Origin of the sequence: Streptomyces microflavus, from assembly GCF_014650075.1 — a bacterium.
In the GTDB taxonomy this organism is placed as follows: domain Bacteria; phylum Actinomycetota; class Actinomycetes; order Streptomycetales; family Streptomycetaceae; genus Streptomyces; species Streptomyces microflavus.
Window position 1 is genome coordinate 22,094 of record NZ_BMUG01000019.1, and the last position, 24,410, is coordinate 46,503.

Genomic DNA, 24,410 nt, shown 5'->3' on the forward strand with positions numbered 1-24,410 from the left:
GCGCGCCCACGACGGCGGCTCATGGTCTACTGCGGGAGGCGGCACCCGCCGCCTCCCGCCGGCCAGACCCACCGCAGAGAAGTGAACCGCCCGACGTGCGCCTGAACGACCTGGACGAACGCATTGTCCACGCCCTCGCCGAAGACGCCCGGCGCTCCTACGCCGACATCGGCGCGATCGTCGGCCTCTCCGCCCCCGCCGTGAAACGGCGCGTCGACCGGCTCCGCGCCGAGGGCGCGATCACGGGCTTCACCGTGCGCGTCGACCCGGCCGCGCTCGGCTGGGAGACCGAGGGGTTCATCGAGATCTACTGCAGCCGCAACACCTCCCCGGAAGCGATCAAGCAGGGCCTCGCCCGCTACCCGGAGATCGCCGCCGCCTCCACCGTCACGGGCGACGCGGACGCGGTGGTCCAGGTCTTCGCCGCCGACATGCGCCACTTCGAGCAGGTGCTGGAGCGGATCGCGGGGGAGCCGTACGTGGAGCGTACCAAGTCCGTACTGGTGCTCTCACCGCTGCTGCGCCGGTACTCGGCGGAGGCCCCGCCCGCCTAGCGAACGCCGTGATCCCCGGCGGCCCGGGCGCCCGGAACAGTGGCCCACATCACCTCGCTGACCTGCGGTGATGCCCGACGCAACGTTTCGCCGCCACAGGCCCTTCCGGCGCAACGAATCGACGGTCGGTGCGCAACACTCGCGCCTTGTCCGGGCCCTCGGGCGCCACGTACCTTCGATACGTCTCCCCACCCCGCCCGCACCGCCCGAGGTCAGTCATGCCGCCGTTGCGTACCGCCCTGCTCCAGAGCTCCGGCCGGCCCGGTGCCGTCGCCGAGAACCTGAAGACGCTGGACGAGGCCGCCGCGCGCGCCGGTGCGGCGGGCGCCCGGCTGCTGGTCGCCCCCGAGCTGTTCCTGACCGGGTACGCCATCGGCGACGCCGTCCCCGAGCTGGCCGAGCCCGTCGACGGCCCCGGCGCGCGGGCCGTCGCCGAGATCGCCGTACGCCACGGCCTCGCCGTCCTGTACGGGTACCCGGAGCGCGACGGCGAGCGGATCTTCAACGCCTCCCAGCTCATCGGCCCCGACGGCGCGTCGCTGGCGAACTACCGCAAGACCCACCTCTTCGGCTGCTTCGAGCAGGAGTGGTTCACCCCCGGCGAGCGAGCCGTCGTCCAGGCCGACCTGGACGGCATCCGGATCGGGCTGCTGATCTGTTACGACGTCGAGTTCCCGGAGAACGTCCGGGCGCACGCCCTCGCCGGCACCGACCTGCTGCTGGTGCCCACCGCGCAGATGCACCCGTTCCAGTTCGTCGCCGAGTCCGTCATCCCCGTACGGGCCTTCGAGAGCCAGATGTACGTGGCATACGTCAACCGCACCGGCCCGGAAGGCGAGTTCGAGTTCGTCGGGCTCAGCTGTCTGGCCGGCCCCGACGGCACCGTGCGCACCCGCGCCGGCCGCGGCGAGGAGCTCGTCGTCGGCGAGGTGGACCCGGAGTTCCTGGCCGCGTCCCGCGCCGCCAACCCCTACCTGCACGACCGCCGCCCCGGTCTGTACGGCTCCCTCGGCTGAGCCCGCCACCCCCACACCGTCTCTCTTCAGTCATCGCGCAAGGAGTCCGTACCCCATGACGTCCACGGTGCCCAACGCTGTCCAGCACACCGACGCGGCCGCCCCGCCGATCACCATGTTCGGGCCGGACTTCCCGTACGCGTACGACGACTTCCTCGCCCACCCGGCCGGCCTCGGCCAGATACCGGCGACCGAGCACGGCCAGGAGGTCGCCGTCATCGGCGGCGGACTCTCCGGCATCATCGCCGCGTACGAGCTGATGAAGATGGGCCTCAAGCCCGTCGTCTACGAGGCGGACCGGATCGGCGGGCGGCTGCGCACCGTCGGCTTCGACGGCTGCGACCCCTCGCTCACCGCCGAGATGGGCGCGATGCGCTTCCCGCCGTCCTCCACGGCGCTCCAGCACTACATCGACCTGGTGGGCCTGGAGACCTCGGCCTTCCCCAACCCGCTCTCCCCGGCCACGCCCTCGACCGTCGTGGACCTCAAGGGCGAGTCGCACTACGCCGAGACGATCGACGACCTGCCGCAGGTCTACCGCGATGTGGCCGACGCCTGGAACGCCTGTCTGGAGGAGGGCGCCGACTTCTCCGACATGAACCGGGCGCTGCGCGAGCGTGACGTACCGCGCATCCGGGAGATCTGGGCCAAGCTCGTCGAGCAGCTCGACAACCAGACCTTCTACGGCTTCCTCTGTGCCTCCGACGCCTTCAAGTCCTTCCGGCACCGCGAGATCTTCGGCCAGGTCGGCTTCGGCACCGGCGGCTGGGACACCGACTTCCCCAACTCCATCCTGGAGATCCTGCGGGTCGTCTACACCGAGGCCGACGACCACCACCGGGGCATCGTCGGCGGCAGCCAGCAGCTCCCGCTGCGCCTGTGGGACCGCGAGCCGCAGAAGATCGTCCACTGGCCGCTGGGCACCTCGCTGGCCTCCCTGCACGGCGGCGAGCCGCGCGGCGCCGTGACCCGGCTGACCCGTACCGCGGGCAACCGCATCACGGTCACCGACGCCACCGGCGACATCCGCACCTTCCGGGCCGCCGTCTTCACCGGCCAGTCCTGGCTGCTGCTCTCCAAGATCGACTGCGATGACGCGCTCTTCCCGATCGACCACTGGACGGCGATGGAGCGCACCCACTACATGGAGTCGTCCAAGCTGTTCGTCCCGGTCGACCGGCCGTTCTGGCTGGACAAGGACGAGACCACCGGCCGCGACACCATGTCGATGACGCTCACCGACCGGATGACCCGGGGGACCTACCTCCTGGACGACGGGCCGGACAAGCCCGCCGTCATCTGCCTCTCCTACACGTGGTGCGACGACAGCCTGAAGTGGCTGCCGCTCTCCCCGAAGGAGCGCATGGAGGTCATGCTCAAGTCGCTCGGGGAGATCTACCCGAACGTCGACATCCGCGGCCACATCATCGGCAACCCGGTCACCGTCTCCTGGGAGAACGAGCCCTACTTCATGGGCGCGTTCAAGGCGAACCTGCCCGGCCACTACCGCTACCAGCGGCGGCTGTTCACCCACTTCATGCAGGACCGGCTGCCCGCCGACAAGCGGGGCCTGTTCCTCGCGGGCGACGACATCTCCTGGACGGCCGGCTGGGCCGAGGGCGCCGTACAGACCGCGCTCAACGCGGTGTGGGGCGTCATGCACCAGTTCGGCGGGGCGAGTGACCCGACCAACCCGGGCCCCGGCGACGTCTTCGACGAGATCGCTCCGGTGGAGCTTCCGGAGGACTGAACGGACCGAGCCGGAGGGCCGGACACGTACGCGGGCGTCAGCGGCACGGGGTGAGCAGGAAGCGCACCACCAGCCCGGCGCCCGCGTCGGTCTGCTGCCGGAACTCCTCGGCCGACGACGGGAATCCGCGCAGCCGCCAGAGCACCCGGGCCGCCGACCAGGCGGCCTCACGGGCCCGCTCCAGGCTCCAGGAACTCACCAGATGGGTCAGCGGGTCCGCGAGCCGGAGCAGATCGGGGCCCGGCATCAGCTCGTCGTGGATCCGCTCCTCCAGGAGCGCGAGGAGATCACCCACCCGCTCGTACTCCCCTTCCAGCTCCGGCGGGGCGCAGCCGAGCGTACGACAGCTGTCCACCACGGCCAGGGCGAGGTCGTGAGCGATGTGCGCATGGAGACCGCCGAGAGCGAACTGCACCGGGCGTACGCCGGGGTGGTGCCGGTACTGGAACAGCGGACGCCGGCACTCCGGCGGACGCCCGCCCGCCTCCGCCGCACCCAGGGCCGACAGATAGCGCTCCGCGAGCCGCACCTCCAGCGTGCCGGCGGTCTCCCGGGCGGTCGTCAGGCAGACCTCGTGGAAGACCCCGACACCGTCCCCGGGCGGCCACCGGTGGCGGAACGCACGCATCCGTTCGAACACCGGGTCCACCTCCGCGACGAGGGTGCCGGGACCGGCCGGTTCCGCGAACTGTTCGATCTGCGCCATGTGCGGAGCGTGGCAGCCATAGGCTCGGCACGGTGCCGACCGGCCGAAGGTTCATCGGAACGGACGAACGACGGTGCCGGAAAAGGGGTTCGAGGAGTGCCGGGCATACACGGACAACGCCGCACCACCCACCGGGCACGCCGTCGGGGAGCCCGCAGGCACGGCCTGCTGGCCGTCGCGTCGGCCGTCGTGGCGATCGGGGCCACGGCCGGCCTGATCGAGGCCGGGCAGGACGGGCGCCGGACCACGGCCGTCCCGGAGCCGACGCCTCCGCCGGTCCTCCAGCCGCTGCCCGCGGTCCCGACGCCCACCGCCGCGCCGCCGACCGCGTCCCCCTCCGCCGTCCCCACGACGGCCCCGCCGCCCTCACCGCGGCCCAAGGCCTCCCGTACGAGCGCCGCCCCCGCCGCGACATCCGCGGCCCCCGCCCCGGTCCCCAGGAACAGTCTCTTCCGCGACCCGGGGTCCCAGGTCGTCCAGTGGGTGCGGGCCAACCCCGACGACCCTCGCCGCCCGCTGATTGAGTCCCGGATCGCGGCGCAGCCGGCGGCGGTCTGGTTCGCGCAGTACAACCCGGGGCAGGTCGCCGCGGAGGTCCGCGCCGTCACCCGGGGCGCGGCCGCCGCCGGGCGGACCCCGGTGCTCGTCCCGTACGCCATACCCGACCGGGACTGCGGTGGCGCCTCGCAGGGCGGGGCGCCGGACGGCGCGGCGTACGACGCCTGGATACGGGAGTTCGCCGAGGGGCTCGGCGCGGGCCCGGCGATCGTCATCCTGGAACCGGACGCCATCGCCCTCTCCGACTGCCTCACCGCCGAGGCTCGCGCGGCCCGCTTCGCCTCACTGGCCCGCGCCGGAGCCACCCTGCGCGCCGCCAACCCCAAGGCCCGGGTCTACTTCGACGGAGGCCACTCCGGCTGGCACCCCGCCCCGAAGCAGGCAGCCGCGCTCCGGGCTGCGGGGGTGACCACCAGCGGCGACGGCATCTTCACCAACGTGGCCAACTTCCGCACCACCGCCGACGAGCGGGCCTACGCCCGCCAGGTGCTGGCCGCACTCGGCGGCCCCTCCAACCTCGGCGCCGTCATCGACACCAGCCGCAACGGCAACGGCGCGCCCCCGCCCGGCCAGTGGTGCGACCCCGAGGGCCGGGCGCTGGGGCAGACCCCCACGACGCGGACCGGCGAGGACCGGATCGACGCGTACCTGTGGGTGAAGCTGCCGGGGGAGTCCGACGGCTGCTCGGCCGCGCCGGGTGCCTTCTCCCCGGAGTACGCCCACGGACTGGCAACCGGCTGACCCCGTGAGGCCGTCGAGGGCCTGCCGGTCCCGCATGAGGCCGTCGAGGGCCCGCCGGTCCTGCGTCCGGTTCAGGACTTCCCGGGCCCGGGATCCGTGTCGCCGGACTCCTCGTCGTACGCCGACGTGCCGGAGTCCAACAGTGGTTCCTGGGTCTTGAGGTGCGCCGGGGCGAAGGCGCGCAGCACGTGGTAGCCGGTGATCACGACGAGGGTGCCGAGCGCGATGCCGCCCAGCTCGAAGTTGTCGCCGATCTTCAGGCTGACCCCGCCGACGCCGATGATGATGCCCGCGGCGGCCGGGACGAGGTTGAGCGGATTGCGCAGGTCCACCCGGCCGTTGAGCCAGATCTGCGCACCGAGCAGGCCGATCATCCCGTACAGGATCACGGTGATCCCGCCGAGCACCCCGCCCGGGATCGCCGCGACGACCGCGCCGAACTTGGGGCAGAGGCCGAAGAGCAGGGCGAAGCAGGCCGCAGCCCAGTAGGCGGCCGTGGAGTAGACGCGGGTCGCGGCCATCACGCCGATGTTCTCGGAGTACGTGGTGTTGGGCGGGCCGCCCACGGCGGTGGAGAGCATCGACGCGGCGCCGTCCGCCGCGATGGCGGTGCCGAGCTTGTCGTCCAGCGAGTCGCCGGTCATCTCGCCGACGGCCTTCACGTGCCCCGCGTTCTCCGCGACCAGCGCGATCACCACGGGCAGGGCGACCAGGATCGCGGACCACTCGAAGGCCGGGGCGTGGAAGGACGGCAGGCCGATCCAGTCCGCAGCGCCCACGCCCGACAGGTCCAGGCGCCAGTGGTCGACGGCCGCCGCTCCGCCCGCCGGGGAGTGGATCTTCCCGAACACCAGGTCCAGCACCCAGGAGAGCAGATAGCCGAAGACCAGCCCCAGGAAGATCGCGATCCGGGAGAGGAAGCCGCGCAGGCACACCACGGCCAGCCCGGTGAAGAGCATCACCAGCAGCGCGGTCCACTGGTCCTGCGGCCAGTACGTCGAGGCGGTCACCGGCGCCAGGTTGAAGCCGATGAGCATCACGACCGCGCCGGTCACCACGGGCGGCATCGCCGCGTGGATGATCCGCGCGCCGAACCGCTGCACCGCGAGGCCCACCAGGAACAGCGCCGCGCCGACCACCAGCACCGCGCCCGTGACGGTCGCGCTGTCACCGCCGCTCGCCCGGATGGTGGCCGCGACCCCGACGAAGGAGAGCGAGCACCCCAGATAGCTGGGCACCCGGCCCTTGGTGGCCAGCAGGAAGATCGCGGTCGCGACCCCGGACATCATGATCGCGAGGTTCGGGTCCAGACCCATCAGGACCGGAGCGACGAACGACGCCCCGAACATCGCGACCACGTGCTGTGCGCCGAGGCCGAAGGTACGGGGCCAGGAGAGCCGCTCGTCGGGGCGCACCACCGCCCCGGGCGCGGGGGTCTTCCCGTCGCCGTGCAAGGTCCAGCGCACGCCGAGGCTCATGGTTGCTCCCTGAAGGTCTGCTCGGTGTGCCGGCCGGTCTGCGACCCGGTAATCGGTGTTCACCTGCGGAAAAGATCAGCGCCATGGTAGTGGTGCGGCGTGCGGCCACCTCGCGGAGGCCTCCCGCCGCGTCCAGGGCTCAGCTCCCCGACGGGCTCTTCGCCGGCACACCGCCCACCGCCGAGCCGGTGACCTTCCGGTCGCCCGCCCGCAGCACCCCGGCGCCCAGCACCAGGCCGAACGCCAGCGCGGTCACCACGCCGAAGGACACCACCAGCGAGGTCGCCTCCGCCAGCGAACCGATCGCCGAGGGGGCGATCAGACCCGAGGTGTACGTGATGGTCGCGACGCCAGCGATGGCCTGGCTCGGGTTCGGCCCGCTGCGCCCGGCCGCCGCGAAGGCCAGCGGCACGACGACCGCCACACCGAGGCCCAGCAGCCCGAAGCCGCACATCGCCGCCGCCGGAGCGGGCGAGAACACCACCAGCAGCCCGCCCGTGGTGGCCAGCACCCCTCCCGCCCGTACGGTCCGCACCGCGCCGAACCGGTCCACGATCCGGTCCCCGGCCAGCCGCGCCACCGCCATCGTCAGGGCGAAGGCCGTGGTGGAGGCGGCCGCGACCCCGTCCGAGCTGCCCAGGATGTCCCGCAGGTAGACCGCCGACCAGTCGAGGCTGGCGCCCTCCGCGAACACCGCGCAGAACCCGACGGCCCCGATGATCAGCGCCGACTTCGGCGGCAGGGTGAAGCGCGGCGGCGGCTCCTCGTCCGGTTCGCTGCGCAGATCCAGCACGCCCCGGCAGGCGAGCAGCCCCAGCGCCGTCAGCACCAGCGCGGCGAGCGTGTGGTGGAGGCGGGCGTCGGCGCCGATGTGGGCGGCGACCGTGCCCGCCGCCGAACCGATCAGCGCGCCCACGCTCCACATCCCGTGCAGCCCCGACATGATCGACTTGTCGAGACGGTTCTCCACCTCCACGCCGAGGGCGTTCATCGCCACGTCGGACATCCCTGCTGTGGCCCCGTAGACGAAGAGGACGGCGCACAGCGTCAGCAGGTTCGGCGCCAGTGCGGGCAGGATCAGCGCCAGCGTCCACAGGGCGAGCAGTCCGCGCAGGGCGGTCCGCGCGCCGAAGCGGTGGCTGATCCGGCCCGCCAGCGGCATCGTGATCGAGGCGCCGATCGCCGGGAAGGCCAGCGCGAGGCCGAGCTGGCCGGCGCTCACCCCGGCGTGGTCCTGGATCCAGGGCACCCGGGTCGCGAAGCTGCCGGTCACCGCCCCGTGCACCGCGAAGACGGTGGCGACGGCGACCCTGGCCCGCTTCACCTGCTCCGTGCTGTAGACCGCGGCGGTCGGTTCCTTCGTCATGCGGTTGTGCCCTCCCCTGAGGAATCCGGTGCGCAGGCCTGTCCCGGCGCTCCCGCTCCCCATTGCGTCGCGTAAACTATCAGGAACCCTGCCTGATAAATAGTTCTTTCGGGAAGCGCTTGCCGCCGACCCGGGAAAGAGGCTCCGCAGTGGTCTGGAAGGATCCCGGTATGCCCGCATCACCGAGCACGGCTCGGGCCATCAACGACCGGCTCGCCCTGCGACTGCTGCAGCAGGACGGCCCGTTGACGGCCACCCAGCTCAAGACCCTCACCGGACTCTCCCGCCCCACCGTCGCCGACCTGGTCGAGCGGCTCCAGGGCGCCGGGCTGATCCATGTCGTCGGCGAGTCGGGCGCGGTCCGCCGGGGCCCCAACGCGAAGCTGTACGGGATCGTCGCCGACCGGGCCCATCTCGCCGCCCTCGACGTGCGCACCGGAAGCGTCTCCGTGGTGGTCGCCGATCTGCTGGGGGCCACGCTCGCGGAGGCCACCCTGCCCATCACCGGCGACGCCGGGACCGGGCCCGCCGTCGAGCAGGCCGTCGCCCTCCTGGAGCGCACGGCCCGTCGGGCGGGGTCCGTACCGCTGCACAGCGTCGGCATCGGGGCCCCGGGTCTGATCGACCCGGTCACCGGCGAACTGCGCGACAGCTCCGGCCTGCCCGCCTGGCACCGGGGCCTGGTCCGGGTCCTCCAGCAGCGGCTGCCGGCGACCGTGCTCGTCGAGAACGAGACCAACCTCGCCGCCGTCGCGGAACACCGGGCCGGGGCCGCCCTCGACCGCGAGACCTTCGTCCTGATCTGGCTGGGCCAGGGCATCGGGGCCGCCGTGATGCTCGACGGCAAGCTGCGGCAGGGCGCCTCCGGGGGCGCGGGGGAGATCGGCTTCCTGCCGGTGCCCGGGGTGGCCGGACTGCCCTCGGCCGTCGACTGCGAGGGTGGCTTCTACTCCCTGGCCGGCTCGGCCGCCCTCTGCGAACTCGCCGCCCGGCACGGCATCGAGCCTCCCCCGGACACGGCCCAGGAGGCGACCGCCGTGGCGGCCGTGCGCACCGCCCTTGCGGCGGGGGAGCGCGGGGAGCCGTTCCTGAACGAGCTGGCCGACCGCCTCGCCCTCGGGGCCGCGGCCGTCGTCTCGGTCCTGGACCCCGGCTGCGTACTCCTGGCGGGCGCGGTCGGTGAGGCCGGCGGGCCCCCGCTCGCCGCCCGGGTGGAGGAGCGCCTCGCCCTGATGTCACCGCTGCGCACCGAGGTCCGGGCGGGCTCGCTGGGGGACGGGGCCGTACTGCGCGGGGCGCTGATCGCGGCCCGGGACGCGGCACAGGAGGCGCTGTTCGCACCGGGGGGCTGACCCGGCCCCGCTGTTCGGGCCGGGAGGCCTACCCACCCCCAGTTCGCACCGGGAGGCTCACCTGCCCCCTGTTCGCACCGGGGGAGGCCGACCCGCCCCACCGGACCGCCGTGTGGTGCTCAGCCCGTACGGCGGTGGTGCCGGGCCAGGAACTCCTCGAACGTCACGGTCCCCACCGCGTGCTCCGGGCTCAGATGGCCGCCGCTCCGGTACGCCGCGTACGCCTTCCCCGCCAGCCGCACCGGCACCACCCGCCGCTTGCGTCCCGTCGCCCGGAGGTAGGCCGCGGCCAGGCCGGTCAGCTCCCGGACCTCGGGCCCGCCCATGTCCGGCACCCGGCCCGCCGGCGGACCGGCGGCCAGGGCGGCCAGCCGGCCGGCGACCTCGCCGCTGTCGACGGGCTGGACCGACACCCCGGCGGGCACCGGCAGCACGGGGAGCTTCGCCGCGCCGGAGACGACGGACAGGACCAGGTCGTGGAACTGGGTGGTCCGCTGGATCGTCGCGCCGATCCCGGAGTCCTCGATCATCCGCTCGACCCGGTGCTTGACCGTGTAGTAGCCGAGCGGCACCCGGTCCACGCCCACGATCGAGATGTAGACCAGATGGGGCACCCGGGCCCGCTTCGCGGCCTCGATGAGGAACCCCGCCGCCCGGTCGTCGCCGCCGCGCGGCGCGCTGGCGCAGTGGATGATCGCGTCCACCCCGTCGACCGCCGCGTCCAGCCCCCTGCCGTCGCGCAGGTCGACGGCGTACGACGGGGAGCGCCGGCTGAGACCGCGTACATCGGCGCCTTGGCCGCGCAGCCGTTCGGCGACCTGACGGCCGAGCGTTCCGGTGGCGCCGGTGACCAGAATCGTCGTCATGGGGCCAGCCTGCCAGAGGCGGGATCCGGTCGCGGCAGGAGCGCGTGAAGCCCCGGCCGGGGACGCCGGGGCTTCACGTGTGGTGCGAGGAGTTCACAGGGGCGATGCGCTCACCCCCGTACAGGAGCTAGCAGGCGCCGAGGTCCTTCCAGACGCCCCACTCGCCCGTGGTGCCGGGCTTCTCGCCCTTCGTCCACCACGAGGCCTTCCACTGGTGGCCGTCCTGGCTGACGGTGGAGCCGCCGCCGTACTCGGTGGTCGCGACCCACGCCGGGGCCGAGCAGGTGCCGCCCGGCTGCGTCGGGGTCGGCGTCGGAGTGGGGCCGGTCGGGTCCGGGGTCGGCGTCGGCGTCGGGTTCGTGCCGGTGCCGGGCTCGACCAGGGTGGTGCCACGGGCCAGGTCGCCGGCGAGGGAGTAGGACTTGCCGCCGAAGGTCACGGTCCAGTTGGACGGCGTGGAGGTCGGCAGGTAGTAGACGAAGTCCAGCTCCACCGAGGCGCCGGGGGCCACGGTCTGCCAGGCCGGGAGCTTCAGGGAGACCCTGTTGTAGGGGCCCTTGAGCCCGCCGACGTTGTTGGCCGCCGTGTGGTCGCTGCGGATGATCGACGTACCGAAGCCGGACTGGTCCTTGGCGTTGGCCGGGGCGGAGGTGGAGTAGTCGAACTGGAACTCCGTACCGCCGGGCAGCGTGGCCTTGGTGCGGTTGGTGATCTTCAGCTTGGGGCTGATCGGGTAGTTGGAGTCACCGAGGGCGAACTGGTTGAACGAGACGTCGATGTCGACGGCCTGGGCCGGCAGGTCGACCGTGGAGCGCTTCGCGCCGTACGGGGTGGCCGACTTGAACGCGTCGTACATCGCCGTGGTCAGCGTGTTGCCGGTCTCGTACTGGCCCTTGGCGGCGTTCCACTGGTAGTCGCCCGCCAGCTCCCAGATCATCGTGCCGCCGATGCCCTTGTCGACCACGTAGTCGGCCTTGGTCTTGACGGACTGCTCGTCCTCGGTGGAGAGGAAGACCTTCTTCTGGGCGTTCCACAGCCACGGGGCGACCAGCGTCGAGTCGTACTTGCGGACGTAGGTGCCGGTCAGCTGGGTGTTGGCGGGGAAGCCGTAGTCGGTGAGGTAGTCGCCGACGATGCCCTTCTCCAGGTTCTTCGCGTGCCACATCGGGTTGGAACCGGCCGGCGACTCCTGGCCGTTGGTGTCCTTGTCGTGCCACAGGTTGTCGATGCCGACCGCGCCGTCACCGCACTTGGTCAGCCCCGCGCCCGCCGGACAGGTGGTCGTGGCGGCCTTGCCCCACAGGCCGTCGGTGCCGCCCTGGACGTTCTTGAAGCCGCGGGTGTAGTACGGCAGGCCGATGTTGATCCGGCCGGCCGGCATCGAGCCGCGGAAGTAGTGGTAGGCCCAGTCGGTGTTGAGGTAGCCGACCCCGCCGTACTGCGAGGTCGAGTACACGCCCGCCTGCGCCAGCTCGTTGTCCTTGCCGTCGTCGAACAGCTGGGCGTTCGGACCGACGTACTCGTTCCAGGCGCCGTGCAGGTCGTAGGACATGATGTTGACGTAGTCCAGGTACTTCTGCATCTGGTACGTCTCCATGCCCCGCAGCAGGTAGCCGGAGGAGGGGGCGGCGACGGTCAGCAGGTAGTGCTTGCCGTCGGCGGCGCCCGCGCGGTCGAGCTTCTCGCGCAGGGTCTTCATCAGGGCGTCGTAGCCCTTGACCAGACCGGCGCGGCGGCCGTTGGCCAGCGTGTGGTCCATGGGGTTGCCCGCGTCCTTCATGGACGTGGCGTACTCGTAGTCGATGTCGACACCGTTGAAGCCGTACTTCTTGATGAAGGTGACGGCGGAGTCGGCGAAGGTGTTGATGCCGGTCTGGTTGACCGAGCCGTCGGCGTTGGTCGCCATCGAGTAGAAGCCGCCGGAGTTGACGCGCTCGCCGTCGGGGCCGAAGTAGCCGCCGGTCTCGGCCCAGCCGCCCACGGAGACGAGGGTCTTCACGTCCGGGTGCTGCTTCTTGTACTTGGTCAGCAGGTTGAAGTGCCCCTTGTAGGGGAGCGTCGGGTCCATCTCGGCGCCTGCGACACCGGGCCAGGTCATCCCGGTGGAGGCGTTGTCGGCGCTGTCGGGGCCGACCGAGAGCTTGTTGGAGCTGTCGACGTGCGCGAAGGCGTAGTTGAGGTGCGTGACCTTGTCCCAGGGGATGTTCGGGACCAGGTAGGCGTCCTTGCCGTCCTTGCCGGTACGCCAGTTGGTGAAGTAACCGATGACGCGGCGCTTGTGGTCCGCGCCCATCTTCTCGCGTCCTTCACCGTCGTAGACGGAGCAGTAGGGGACGTCGACACCGGGGGTCTTGTAGAGCCCGTCGGGGCGACAGGACTCCTGGTCGACGGCGGCGGCCGACGGGGTGGCGGCGAGGGAGGTCATCAGCAGGCCGGCGACAGCGGCGCCGGCGGCGAGCAGCGAGGCTCTCGCTCTGGTGGGGGACAGCATGTGGACGTTCCTCCTGGGGAGGTCGGCAGAACACAACTGGCAAAAAAAGGGGATGGGTCGTGTCGGGGTCCCGGTGTGCGCACACCGTGGGACCGAACCTCGGAGGTGACGCAGAGATTAAGAGGACTAGACCAGTGCGTCAATAGGTCTGGACCTTTAGCGCTCAACTTTCTGAATGACTACGTTGTCGCCCACTTGTCGGGTTTCCTCTGGGCGGTCTGCGCCAGGTGATCTGTGACCCAGCCCACAGCGCTCACCCGCATGGCCGAGGAGCGTCCGTGGCAGACTGGTTCCGTACCAGTAGCAGCGCACTCCGGGGTCGGTGCAATTCCGAACCGGCGGTTATAGTCCGCGACCCGTCCGCAGCCAGCGGCCGGTTGACCAGGTGGGATTCCTGGACCGACGGTTAAAGTCCGGATGGGAGGCAGTGCGCGGCGGTTCTTCATCGGTACGCCGCCGTAGGCGGACGCATGGCCGGGATTCGCCGGACCCCTGCGTCCCTTCTTCGGTTTTCGGCGTTTCCCCTGGTGAGCCGCTTCATCTGTCGTCATCGACAGGCCCCGGAGTCCGTGCCCGAAGAGGCAGGAGGACCCGGTGGCATCCGCAGCCGACATCACCGCCATGGGCCGAGCCATCACACTCGCCGCTCGCGGTCTCGGCTCCACCAGCCCCAACCCGGTCGTCGGCTGTGTCGTCACCGACGCCGCCGGAGCCCTGGCCGGTGAAGGCTTCCACCAGCGCGCCGGAGGGCCGCACGCCGAGGTCCACGCCCTGCGCGCGGCCGGCGAGCGGGCCCGGGGCGGCACCGCCTACGTCACCCTCGAACCCTGTAACCACACCGGCCGCACCGGCCCCTGCGCCCAGGCCCTCCTGGACGCCGGGATCAGCCGGGTGGTCTACGCGGTCGGCGACCCGAACCCGCAGGCCACCGGGGGTGCTGACACCCTGCGCGCGGCCGGGGTCCAGGTCGAGCAGGGCCCCCTCGCCGCAGAGGCCGAGGCGGGCAACGCCGCCTGGCTGACCTCGGTGCGCCTGGGCCGCCCGTACGTCCTGTGGAAGTACGCCGCCACCCTCGACGGCCGCATCGCCGCGGCCGACGCCACCAGCCGCTGGATCACCTCGCCCGAGGCCCGCGCCGACGTCCACCGGCTCCGCGCCGAGGCCGACGCGGTGATCGTGGGCTCCGGCACCGCCCGCACCGACGACCCCCAGCTGGGCGTACGCGGGATCGACGGCGCCACCCAGCCGCTGCGGGTCGTCGTCGACACCGACGCCACCGCCGTCCGGCCCGGCGCCCGCGTACTGGACGACACCGCGCCCACCCTGGTCGCGGTCGCCGACGACGCCCCCGCGGACCACCTCCCCGAGGGCGTCGTACTCCGGCTGCCCCGCGCCGCCACGGGCTCCGGCCTGGACCTCGACGCCCTCCTCGCCGCCCTCCACGAGCGCGGTGTCCTCTCCGTACTCCTCGAAGGCGGGCCCACCCTCGCCGGTGCCTTCGTCGCCGCGGGAAAGGTCGACAAGGTCGTCGGCTATCTCGCCCCGGTACTGCTCGGCGCGGGCCCCGCGGCCCTCGGCGACGCCGGAATCACCACGATCTCGCAGGCGTTGCGCCTCGATGTGACCGAGACCGTCCGCCTCGGCCCCGATCTGCGCATCACCGCCACCCCCGCCCCTGCTCGGAAGGGAAACTGAGTGTTCACCGGAATTGTCGAAGAACTGGGTGAGGTCACCGCCGTCGAGGAACTCGCCGACGCCTCCCGCTTCCGGCTGCGCGGCCCCGTCGTCACCGACGGCGCCAAGCACGGCGACTCCATCGCGGTGAACGGCGTCTGCCTCACCGTCGTGGACACCGGCGAGGGCGAGTTCACCGCCGACGTGATGGCGGAGACCCTTCTGCGCTCCAGCCTCGGCGCCCTGACCACCGGCTCCCGGGTCAACCTGGAGCGCCCGATGGCGCTCGGCGGCCGGCTCGGCGGGCACATCGTCCAGGGGCACGTGGACGGCACCGGCACCATCGTGGAGCGCACCCCCTCGGAGAACTGGGAGATCGTCAAGGTCTCCCTGCCGCCCGAGCTGACCCGTTACGTCGTCGAGAAGGGCTCCATCACCGTCGACGGCGTGAGCCTCACCGTCGTCGACGCCGGACCCGACTACTTCACCATCAGCCTCATCCCCACCACCCTCGCGCTGACCACGCTCGGCCACAAGCAGCCCGGCGACCCGGTCAACCTGGAGGTGGACGTCATCGCCAAGTACGTCGAGCGGCTGCTCGGGGACCGGTCCGGGCAGGACCCGCGATGAACGCCGCCTCCTGGCTCAACTCCGAAGCCTTCACCGTGTTCGGCCAGCACATCAAGTGGTCGGACATGATCGGCAACACCATCGGCCTGATCGCCCTGGCCCTCGGCTGGCGCCGCTCCATCTGGACCTGGCCCGCCCAGCTGCTCTCCGGCGCCATCCTCCTGGTCGCCTTCGCCTCCGCGCACCTCTCCGGCAGCGCGGGCAAGCAACTGGTCGTCATCGTCGTGGCCCTGTGGGGCTGGTGGTCCTGGAACCGCGGCAGGCAGCAGGCCCAGGACGGCTCCATCGCCGTCCGCTTCGCCACCTGGCGCGAGCGCGGTGTGCTGATCGGCGCGGCGGCGCTGGGCACCCTCGCCGTCGGCGGCCTGTTCACCGCGTTCCCGTCGCTCTCCTGGGACCCGTGGCCGGACGCGTACATCTTCGTCGGCACGGTCGTCGCGATGTACGCCCAGGCCAAGGGCATGGTCGAGTTCTGGTTCGCCTGGCTCCTGGTCGACCTCGTCGGCGTCCCCCTGAACTTCGCCAACGGCTTCGCCTTCTCCGGCTTCGTCTACATCATCTACGGCGCCCTCGTCCTGTGGGGCATGCGCGACTGGTGGCTGCGTACGCGGACACCCGCTCTGGAAGGAGCCACGGCATGACTGCTCAGCCCACCTGGCTGCACCCCGGCCACGACCCGCTCGCCGAGGACCTCTCCCTTGACCCCGTCGAGCAGGCCATCCGTGACATCGCCGCCGGCCGGCCCGTCGTCGTGGTGGACGACGAGGACCGCGAGAACGAGGGCGACCTCGTCATCGCCGCCGAGATGGCGACCCCCGAGATCGTCGCCTTCATGATGAGCGAGTGCCGTGGCCTGATCTGCGCGCCGATGGAGAGCGACGAGCTGGAACGCCTCGAACTCCCGCAGATGGTCGAGGACAACACCGAGTCGATGCAGACCGCCTTCACGGTCTCCGTCGACGCCTCCGCCGCCCACGGCGTCACCACCGGCATCTCCTCCGCCGACCGCGCCACCACCCTGCGGATGCTCGCGGGCGGCACGGCGGGACCCGGTGACTTCGTCCGCCCCGGCCACATCTTCCCGCTGCGCGCCCGCTCCGGCGGAGTCCTCGTCCGCAACGGCCACACCGAGGCCGCCGTCGACCTCGCCCGGCTCGCCGGACTCCGCCCCGCCGGGGCCATCGTGGAGATCGCCGGGGAGGACGGCACCATGCTCCGGCTGCCCGAGCTGGTCCCCTTCGCCCGCAAGCACGGCCTGACGATCATCTCCATCGAGGACCTGATCGCCTACCGCCGCAGCGCCGAGCCGACCGTCCGCCGCGAGGCCGCCACCCGGCTGCCCACGGCGTTCGGCGACTTCACCGCGTACGGCTACCGCTCCACCGTCGACGGCGTCGAGCACGTCGCCCTCGTCCACGGCGACGTCACGGAGGGCGGCGGCGAGGACATCCTCGTGCGCATCCACTCCGAGTGCCTGACCGGCGACATCTTCCAGTCCCAGCGCTGCGACTGCGGCCCCCAGCTGCACGCCTCCATGCAGCGCATCACCGAAGAGGGCCGGGGCGTCGTCGTCTACCTCCGCGGCCACGAGGGGCGCGGCATCGGCCTGCTCTCCAAGCTGCGCGCGTACGAACTCCAGGAGCGCGGCGTGGACACCCTCGACGCCAACCTGGAGCTCGGCCTGCCCGCCGACGCCCGCGACTACGCGGCGGGCGCCCAGATCCTCAAGGACCTCGGCGTACGCAGCCTGCGACTGATGACCAACAACCCCGACAAGACCGCGGCGGTCCTGCACCACGGGCTCGCCGTCACCGGCCGGGAGCCGATGCCCGTGCAGGCCGGCGAGCACAATCTGCGGTACCTGCGCACCAAGCGCGACCGCATGGGCCACGACCTTCCCTGGCTGGACGGCGCCCCGGCGTCGCCCTGCGCCAACCAGTAACCACCGACCACTTCTACGCAACGAGCTTCAGGAGAACCATGAGCGGCAAGGGTGCACCCGAACTGTCCGTACGCAACTGCGCCGACCTCCGGGTGGCCGTCATCGCGGCCCAGTGGCACGAGAAGGTCATGGACGGCCTCGTCGACGGTGCCCTGCGCGCCCTGCACGAGCTGGGCATCGACGAGCCGACCCTCCTCCGGGTCCCCGGCTCCTTCGAGCTGCCCGTCGTCGCCAAGGTGCTCGCCGGCCGCGGCTACGACGCGATCGTCGCCCTCGGCGTGATCATCCGGGGCGGCACCCCCCACTTCGAGTACGTCTCCCAGGGCGTCACCATGGGCCTCACCCAGGTCACCGTCGACACCGGTGTTCCCGTCGGCTTCGGCGTACTGACCTGCGACACCGAGGAGCAGGCGCTCGACCGGGCGGGCATCGAAGGGTCCAACGAGGACAAGGGGCACGAAGCGGTCACCGCCGCCGTGGCCACCGCGGCCACGCTGCGGACCGTCAGCGAACCCTGGCGCTGAGTACGCCCCGGCGACCCCGTATTCTGAGGACCATCATGGCCAACAAAACCTTCGAAGAGCTCTTCACCGAGCTCCAGCTCAAGGCCGCCGAGGGCGACCCCGCAACCTCCCGCACCGCCGAACTGGTGGGCAAGGGCGTGCATGCCATCGGCAAGAAGGTCGTCGAGGAGGCCGCCGAGGTCTGGATGGCCGCCGAGTACGAGGGCAAGGAGGCCGCTGCCGAGGAGATCTCGCAGCTCCTCTACCACGTCCAGGTGATGATGGTCGCCCGTGGCATCTCCCTCGACGACGTCTACGCCCATCTCTGAGCCCGGCCCCAGCACCGCACGTCCCCCCGTTCTCCCTCCGCACAAAGGAAGCTGACCTCATGCTGCGCATCGCCGTCCCCAACAAGGGTGCACTCTCCGGCTCTGCGATGGCCATGCTCCATGAGGCCGGCTACCAGCAGCGCAAGGAGTCCAAGGAGCTCGTCCTGGTCGACCCCGGGAACGAGGTCGAGTTCTTCTACCTCCGCCCCCGGGACATCGCGATCTACGTCAGCTCCGGCAAGCTCGACATCGGCATCACCGGCCGCGACCTGCTCCTGGACTCGGGCGCCGACGCCGAGGAGATCCTCCAGCTCGGCTTCGCCCGCTCCACCTTCCGCTACGCCACCAAGCCCGGCACCGCCGCCGGCCCCCAGGACTTCGACGGCATGACGATCGCCACCTCCTACGAGGGCATCGTCGCCGCCCACCTCGCCGAGGCCGGCGTCAAGGCGTCCATCGTCCACCTCGACGGCGCGGTCGAGACCGCCATCGAGCTCGGCGTCGCCCAGATCATCGCCGACGTCGTCGAGACCGGCACCAGCATGCGCAACGCCGGACTCGAAGTGATCGGCGACCCGATCATGACCTCCGAGGCCGTCGTCATCCGCCGCAACGGCGCCCCCACCGACGACCCGAAGGTCCAGCAGTTCCTGCGCCGCCTCCAGGGCGTCCTGGTCGCCCGGTCCTACGTGATGATGGACTACGACTGCCGCGTCGAGCACCTGGAGCGCGCCGTCGCCCTCACCCCGGGCCTGGAGTCGCCGACCATCTCCCCGCTGCACCACGAGGGCTGGGTCGCCGTCCGCTCCATGGTCGCCGCCAAGGAGGCCCAGCGGATCATGGACGACCTGTACGAGCTCGGCGCCCGCGCCATCCTCACCACGGCCATCCACGCCTGCCGCCTCTGAGCACCGAGGCCATCGCGAAACCGGCCACCCGCACACCCCGAGAGAAGACCCCGATGTCCGCGCCCCGGCCCGAACTCCCCACCCTCCCGGTCACCTTCCGGCCCACCCTCACCCGGGTGGTCCTGCTGAGCGTGGGCCTGGCGATGTTCCTCGTCATCACGGTCATCGCCCTGATGCTGGAGCGGCTCAACCCGGGGGAGCGGGTCACCTTCATCTTCGTCGCCGCGCTCTTCCTCGGTGTCCTGGCCCTGCTCAGCAGGCCCAGGGTCACCGCCGACGACACCGGGGTCACCGTCGTCAACATCACCCGGACCCGCAGGCTGGCCTGGGAGGAGATCCTCCGCGTCAACCTGCGGTCCGGCGACCCCTGGGTCTTCCTCGACCTCAGCGACGGCACCAGCATGCCCGCCCTCGGCATCCAGCCCGGCATGGCCAAGGAGCAGGCCATCCGCGACGCCCGCTCCCTGCGCGCCCTCGCCGAGTCCCGGTCCGCCACGGGCGACGACACCCCCTGACCGGCGGAGCACCCGCGCCGCACACGGCCGCGTTGTCTACTCTGGTGGACGGCGGCGCCCCGTGCGCCCCGCCCCGCCCGTTCCACGGCTCCCCACCCGGGGCCCGCGGGGCCTTCCTGCGACCCAAGGAGTGACTCCCTCCAGCAATGGACGGATCGTCCGGTAGTACCTGCGCCGCCCCTTCCCCGGAGGCGGCGGCCTCATGACCACCCCCCTGCTGCTCCTCGCGGCGGCCTTCCTCCTCATCCTCGCCAACGGATTCTTCGTGGCAGCCGAATTCGGGCTCGTCACCGTGGACCGGCCCGACGCCGAACGCGCTGCCGCCGAGGGCGACCGGCGGGCCCGTACCGTCGTCGAAGCCCTGCGCGAACTCTCCTTCCAGCTCTCCGGCACCCAGCTCGGCATCACCATCACCTCGCTGGTCGTCGGGATGCTCGCCGAACCGGCACTCGCCCAGCTGCTCGCCGGTCCCCTCACCGCCACCGGACTGCCCGCGGGCGCGGTCCCCGGCGTCGGCATCGTCATCGGGATGCTCCTCGCCTCCGCCGTCCAGATGGTCGTCGGCGAACTCGTCCCCAAGAACTGGGCGGTCTCCCGGCCGCTCCAGGTCGCCCGCTTCGTCGCCGGACCGCAGGCCCGCTTCGCCACCCTGCTGCGGCCCGTCATCATCGCGCTGAACACGCTGGCCAACCGGCTGGTCCGGCTCTTCGGCGTCGAGCCCACCGACGAGCTGGCCTCCGCCCGCACCCCGGGCGAGCTGGTCTCCCTGGCCCGCCACTCAGCCGAGGCCGGAACCCTGGAACAGGACACAGCCGACCTCTTCGTACGGACCCTCTCGCTGGCCGGGCTCACCGCCCAGCACGTCATGACCCCCCGGGTGAAGGTCAGCGCCCTGCACTCCTCCGCGACCGCCGAGGACGTCCTCAACCTCACCCGCGCCACCGGCCTCTCCCGCTTCCCGGTCTACCGGGACCGCATCGACGAGGTCATCGGCATGGTCCACCTCAAGGACGCCCTCGCCGTCCCCGCCCACGAGCGCCTGCGCACCCCGGCCGGCACGATCGCCGTCGCCCCGCTGCTGGTGCCCGAGACCCTGCCCGTGGAGCTGCTGCTGCGGCGGCTGCGCCACGAGCAGCCGATAGCCGTCGTCGTCGACGAGTACGGCGGCACCGCCGGGGTCGTCACCCTGGAGGACATCATCGAGGAGCTCGTCGGCGAGGTCCGCGACGAGCACGACGCCGAGGGCTCCGACCGCCCCGAACTCAGCCCCGCCACCGGTGAGGACGGCCGACCGGCCTGGGACGCCGAGGGCAGCTGCCGGATCCCCACCCTGCGCCGGATAGGCCTGGAGCCGCCGGAAGGGCCGTACGAGACCGTCGCCGGGCTCGTCGCCGACCTGCTGGGCCGCATCCCCGCCCCCGGCGACCTGGCCGAACTCCCCGGCTGGCGGATCTCCGTCCACCGGGTCGGCCACTACCGCGCCGAACGGGTCCGCTTCACCCGCACCGCCGACCCGCTGCCGGACCCGGCCGTACGGGGCGGCCTGCCGAAGGCGTCCGGGCAGGACACGCCGGACGCAGCCGCGCACGCCCTGCTGGAGGCCGCGCGATGAGCATGCTCCAACTCCTCTTCGCCGCCCTCCTCGTGCTGGCGAACGGCTTCTTCGTCGGCGCCGAGTTCGCCCTGGTCTCCGTCCGCCGCAGCCAGGTCGAACCGCTGGCCGCCCAGGGGTCGAGCCGGGCCCGCACGGTCCTGTACGGGCTGGAGAACCTGCCGCGGATGATGGCCGCCGCCCAGTTCGGCATCACCATCTGCTCGCTCACCCTCGGAGCCGTCGCCGAACCGACCGTGGCCCGTCTCCTGGAGCCGGTCTTCCACGCGGCGCACCTCCCCGAAGGGCTCATCCACCCGCTCGGCTTCGCGCTGGCGCTCGCCCTCGTGGTCGCCGCGCACCTGGTCATCGGCGAAATGGTCCCGAAGAACCTCGCGATGGCCGCCCCGGAGCGCACCGCGCTCTGGCTCAGCCCCGGCCTGGTCGGCTTCGCCCGGCTCTGCCGTCCGGTCACCACCGCGCTGGGCGCCTGCGCGGCTCTGGTGCTGCGGATCTTCGGCGTCGAACCGAAGGACGAGGTGGAGGCCGTCTTCACCAGCGAGCAGCTCAACCGGCTGGTCGAGGACTCCGGCCAGGCGGGGCTGCTCGGCCCCGAGGCCCAGGAGCGCCTGGAGGACGCCCTCGTCCTGGGCAGCCGGCCCGTCACCGACGTCCTGCTGGAGCGGGCCTCCCTGGTGACGGTGGACCCGTCGGTGACCCCGCGCCGGATCGAGGAGCTGACGGTACGGACCGGCTTCTCCCGCTTCCCCGTCTGCGCGGAGGGCGGCGGCCCCTTCCTGGGCTACCTGCACGTCAAGGACGTCCTGGACCTGGAGGACGCCGACCGGCCGGTCCCGCGGCAGCTCTGGCGCCCGATGGCCGCCGTACGGGCCGAACTCCCGCTCGACGACGCCCTGACGGTGATGCGCCGCGCGGCGACACACCTGGCCCAGGTCGCGGACGGATCGGGCCGCATCCTCGGCCTGGTGGCGATGGAGGACGTCCTGGAGACGCTGGTGGGAGAGGTCCGCGACCCGGCCCACCGGGTGGTGTCGGTGCCCCTGCGCACGGTGGACGTACCGGCGCCGGAGGCCAGGGCGGGCAGGACCCTGGTGTCCTGAGGCGTACGGGGCCGGGCCGGCCGGAGAACTCTCCGCCCCGCCCGGCCCCGTACAGGCCTTGTGTCCTCGTGCCCCCGCCCGGCCCCGCAGGTGCCCCGCGTCCTCAGGCCCCGCCCGGCTCCTGCTTCCCCCGGCCCACCGGCCCGCGCCCGGACAGCACCTCGCCGTACGCCTGCATCAGGTCCGGCAGCCGCAGCGTGGACAGGTCGTCCCGGGTCAGCGTCCCCGCGTAACCCGAGAGCCGCAGATCGCGGTAGGCGCAGCTCTTCTCGTACAGCGTGCGCAGGAAGCGGCCGTTGCCCAGCTCGTCGATCCAGCCCTGGTCCACCACATGGCCGCTGATGGAACGCAGTTCGTCGACCGCCTCCTCGTCCCACACGTCGTCGTTCTCCGCGGCCAGCACCGAGCCGATCGCGGTGAGTTCGAGCGGGCGGTAGCTGGGGAAGTCGACCCGGCTGGTGAAGCGGGAGGAGAGCCCCGGGTTGGTGGAGAGGAGGCGGTCCATGCCCTCCGGGTAGCCCGCGAGGATGACGACGAGATGGTCCCGGTTGTCCTCGGCCCGCTTCAGGAGGACCTGGAGGGCCTCGTCCCCGTACGCATCGCCCTTGCTGTAACCGGAGTTGGCCAGGCTGTACGCCTCGTCGACGAAGAGCACCCCGCCGAGCGCCGAGTCGATCAGGTCATTGGCCTTCACCGCCGTCTGCCCCAGGAACTCGCCCACCAGGTCCGAGCGTTGGGCCTCGATCAGATGGTCGCCGCCGAGCAGCCCCAGCGCGTAGAACACCCGGCCCAGGATGCGGGCCACCGTCGTCTTGCCGGTGCCCGAGGGGCCGGAGAAGACGAAGTGCCGCTTCGGCGGCTGGACCGGGAGCCCCTGCTCGGCCCGCAGCCGGGCCATGTTCAACTGCGCGGAGAGTGCCTTCACCTGCCGCTTGACGGGCTCCAGGCCGACCATGCGCTCCAGCTGGGCCAGCGCCTCGGCGAGCAGGACCGGATCACTCGGCCCGGCCGGGAAGGGCGGCGGCTTCCGGGTCCTCGTACGGCGCGCACCCTCGATGGGGACGGCCGGCGGTGGCGGCGGGTCCTCGCTGTCGCCGAGCAGTCCGGCGTCGCCCACCGCCCACGACTCGCGGCTGTCCGCCGGCTCCGTGCCCAGCGCCGCGTCGCCGTCCACCAACGCCTCCGCCCCCGAACCCGCCGCACCTCCCGAGCCGAAGCCGGTCAGCATCACGGCGGCCAGATCGGCGGACTCGTCGTACCCGTCGCCCTCGGAGATCGCCGCTAGGCGGGCCGAGGTGTCCATGAACGCCGGGTCGACCCGGTGCACCGCCCGGTACAGCGGCAGGGCGGCCGCACTGCGCCCGGTGCCCTCGTGGGCCCGCGCCAGCCAGTAGCGGAGCTCCTTGCGCTGCGGCTGCTCGCTGCGACAGCGCATCAGAGCGGCCGAGAGCAGGGGTTCCGCCTGCCCGTACATCTCCAGCCGCACCCGGGCCATACCGCCGAAGAGCCCCGCCTCTATGCCCAGCATCGGATCGTCGACGAGCTGCTCGGTGTACCGCACGAGCTGCTCCCAGTCCTTGACCAGATACGAGCGGCAGGCGTGCAGGAACCGCACCTGCGGGTCCGCGTCCACCGGCGGCAGCCCCGCCAACGCCCGGTCCAGCTCCGGCACATGGCGTCCGTCCAGCCAGTGCGAGGCGTGGGCGAGCAGCAGATCGCGCGGGCTCTCCAGCAACGGCTGCACCCACCATCCCAGCCAGTACCAGGAGTTGAGCGGCCGCCGGTGCCGGGTCCGCTGTTCGCCGAAGCGGTCGCGGTGCCGGTACATACGTAACAGAGCCGTGGCGGTGTCGATGCGCAGCGCATGGAGGCCGAGCCAGCCGTCCGCCATGCCGGGATCGATCCGTACCGCAGCTCTGAACTCCTCCTCCGCCTGCGGGTAGGCGCCCATCGTGTAGGCGTCCATGCCACGCAGCCAGGCGAGGTCGGCGGGGGCCTGTGCGCCCTGTGTGCCGATGTCCATCAGGTCCCCCACGCCAACCGTTCCCCCAGGATGTCCCGCCCGCACAGCATGCCCACCGGAGCGTGCCGAATCACTGCGCGGAGGAAGGGAATTGACCGCACCGAGGTGCATCGTACCTGCGCAGGGGGGAGCGGACGGGCCGGAAGCGGATCATGCGGGCGGTGACCGAGGGTGAACGGATCGCTCTGCGTGGTCGCCGGGCGGCGGTGCGCGCACAGGACGAAGCCCCCGATCACGGGGGAACAACCGGGGGCTTCGCGTCTGCGGGGGCTCCGAAAAGCCGCACAATGAGAACG

General features: G+C 72.1%; 21 protein-coding genes and 1 riboswitch. Of the genes, 15 read left to right on the top strand and 6 right to left on the bottom strand.

What is annotated here, in order from left to right; translation table 11 throughout:
* Positions 1-95 precede the first annotated feature (95 nt).
* The 3 genes from IE264_RS36145 to IE264_RS36155 all read left to right on the top strand — a co-directional run bounded on the left by IE264_RS36145 (position 96) and on the right by IE264_RS36155 (position 3,320).
* Positions 96-554 (top strand): Lrp/AsnC family transcriptional regulator, encoded by a 459-nt coding sequence (locus IE264_RS36145; protein ID WP_015607336.1) that lies wholly within the window; start codon positions 96-98, stop codon positions 552-554.
* 218 nt (positions 555-772) lie between these two features.
* Positions 773-1,570: a carbon-nitrogen hydrolase family protein gene (locus IE264_RS36150; RefSeq protein ID WP_032760500.1), complete on the top strand. Its 798-nt coding sequence runs from the start codon at positions 773-775 to the stop codon at positions 1,568-1,570.
* A gap of 55 nt (positions 1,571-1,625) precedes the next feature.
* Positions 1,626-3,320: a flavin monoamine oxidase family protein gene (locus IE264_RS36155; RefSeq protein ID WP_015607334.1), complete on the top strand. Its 1,695-nt coding sequence runs from the start codon at positions 1,626-1,628 to the stop codon at positions 3,318-3,320.
* Between the two features lie 37 nt (positions 3,321-3,357).
* On the opposite strand, the gene IE264_RS36160 is transcribed toward IE264_RS36155, so the two are convergent.
* Positions 3,358-4,026, bottom strand: coding sequence for a DUF5995 family protein (locus IE264_RS36160; protein WP_032760502.1), 669 nt, complete (start codon positions 4,024-4,026; stop codon positions 3,358-3,360).
* Between the two features lie 96 nt (positions 4,027-4,122).
* On the opposite strand from IE264_RS36160, the gene IE264_RS36165 reads away from it, so the two are divergent.
* Positions 4,123-5,325, top strand: a complete 1,203-nt coding sequence (locus tag IE264_RS36165; protein WP_032760505.1) for a glycoside hydrolase family 6 protein — start codon at positions 4,123-4,125, stop codon at positions 5,323-5,325.
* A gap of 71 nt (positions 5,326-5,396) precedes the next feature.
* Here IE264_RS36165 and IE264_RS36170 read toward each other — a convergent pair whose 3' ends face one another.
* Both IE264_RS36170 and IE264_RS36175 read right to left on the bottom strand, forming a co-directional pair.
* Entirely contained in the window at positions 5,397-6,803 is a 1,407-nt protein-coding gene (locus IE264_RS36170; protein ID WP_032760506.1) for a uracil-xanthine permease family protein, read from the bottom strand.
* 139 nt (positions 6,804-6,942) lie between these two features.
* Entirely contained in the window at positions 6,943-8,169 is a 1,227-nt protein-coding gene (locus tag IE264_RS36175; protein WP_032760508.1) for an MFS transporter, read from the bottom strand.
* Positions 8,170-8,339: 170 nt separating this feature from the next.
* Here IE264_RS36175 and IE264_RS36180 point away from each other — a divergent pair, with 170 nt between their 5' ends.
* The gene (locus tag IE264_RS36180; RefSeq protein WP_032760511.1) at positions 8,340-9,521 is read left to right on the top strand and encodes an ROK family transcriptional regulator; all 1,182 of its coding nucleotides are present in this window, start codon (positions 8,340-8,342) and stop codon (positions 9,519-9,521) included.
* 119 nt (positions 9,522-9,640) lie between these two features.
* Here IE264_RS36180 and IE264_RS36185 read toward each other — a convergent pair whose 3' ends face one another.
* Entirely contained in the window at positions 9,641-10,387 is a 747-nt protein-coding gene (locus IE264_RS36185) for an SDR family oxidoreductase (protein WP_032760514.1), read from the bottom strand.
* A 127-nt stretch (positions 10,388-10,514) separates the two neighbouring features.
* Complete coding sequence (locus IE264_RS36190; protein WP_015607327.1) at positions 10,515-12,878, bottom strand: chitinase C-terminal domain-containing protein; 2,364 nt, start codon at positions 12,876-12,878, stop codon at positions 10,515-10,517.
* 304 nt (positions 12,879-13,182) lie between these two features.
* A riboswitch (FMN riboswitch) is annotated at positions 13,183-13,313 on the top strand.
* 159 nt (positions 13,314-13,472) lie between these two features.
* Between IE264_RS36190 and ribD the strand changes: the two genes are divergently transcribed.
* The 10 genes from ribD (at position 13,473) to IE264_RS36240 (ending at position 22,091) form a co-directional block, all read left to right on the top strand.
* On the top strand, positions 13,473-14,573 hold the full coding sequence (gene ribD / locus IE264_RS36195; RefSeq protein WP_032760516.1) for a bifunctional diaminohydroxyphosphoribosylaminopyrimidine deaminase/5-amino-6-(5-phosphoribosylamino)uracil reductase RibD: 1,101 nt from the start codon (positions 13,473-13,475) through the stop codon (positions 14,571-14,573).
* Positions 14,574-15,182 (top strand): riboflavin synthase, encoded by a 609-nt coding sequence (locus IE264_RS36200; protein WP_015607325.1) that lies wholly within the window; start codon positions 14,574-14,576, stop codon positions 15,180-15,182.
* Positions 15,179-15,823, top strand: coding sequence for a nicotinamide mononucleotide transporter family protein (locus IE264_RS36205; protein WP_015607324.1), 645 nt, complete (start codon positions 15,179-15,181; stop codon positions 15,821-15,823). The genes IE264_RS36200 and IE264_RS36205 overlap by 4 nt, the downstream gene beginning before the upstream one ends.
* Complete coding sequence (locus IE264_RS36210) at positions 15,820-17,124, top strand: bifunctional 3,4-dihydroxy-2-butanone-4-phosphate synthase/GTP cyclohydrolase II (RefSeq protein WP_032760518.1); 1,305 nt, start codon at positions 15,820-15,822, stop codon at positions 17,122-17,124. The genes IE264_RS36205 and IE264_RS36210 overlap by 4 nt, the downstream gene beginning before the upstream one ends.
* A 38-nt stretch (positions 17,125-17,162) precedes the next feature.
* Positions 17,163-17,648 (top strand): 6,7-dimethyl-8-ribityllumazine synthase, encoded by a 486-nt coding sequence (gene ribH / locus IE264_RS36215; RefSeq protein ID WP_015607322.1) that lies wholly within the window; start codon positions 17,163-17,165, stop codon positions 17,646-17,648.
* Between the two features lie 35 nt (positions 17,649-17,683).
* Complete coding sequence (locus IE264_RS36220) at positions 17,684-17,956, top strand: phosphoribosyl-ATP diphosphatase (protein ID WP_015607321.1); 273 nt, start codon at positions 17,684-17,686, stop codon at positions 17,954-17,956.
* Positions 17,957-18,015: 59 nt separating this feature from the next.
* Complete coding sequence (gene hisG / locus IE264_RS36225) at positions 18,016-18,864, top strand: ATP phosphoribosyltransferase (RefSeq protein WP_015607320.1); 849 nt, start codon at positions 18,016-18,018, stop codon at positions 18,862-18,864.
* 53 nt (positions 18,865-18,917) lie between these two features.
* A complete protein-coding gene (locus IE264_RS36230; protein ID WP_032760520.1) occupies positions 18,918-19,379 on the top strand; it encodes a PH domain-containing protein in 462 nt (153 codons plus the stop codon).
* Between the two features lie 202 nt (positions 19,380-19,581).
* Entirely contained in the window at positions 19,582-20,991 is a 1,410-nt protein-coding gene (locus tag IE264_RS36235) for a hemolysin family protein (protein WP_032760522.1), read from the top strand.
* Positions 20,988-22,091, top strand: coding sequence for a hemolysin family protein (locus IE264_RS36240; RefSeq protein ID WP_032760523.1), 1,104 nt, complete (start codon positions 20,988-20,990; stop codon positions 22,089-22,091). The genes IE264_RS36235 and IE264_RS36240 overlap by 4 nt, the downstream gene beginning before the upstream one ends.
* 103 nt (positions 22,092-22,194) lie before the next feature.
* Here IE264_RS36240 and IE264_RS36245 read toward each other — a convergent pair whose 3' ends face one another.
* The gene (locus tag IE264_RS36245; protein WP_032760582.1) at positions 22,195-24,114 is read right to left on the bottom strand and encodes an AAA family ATPase; all 1,920 of its coding nucleotides are present in this window, start codon (positions 24,112-24,114) and stop codon (positions 22,195-22,197) included.
* Between the last annotated feature and the right edge of the window lie 296 nt (positions 24,115-24,410).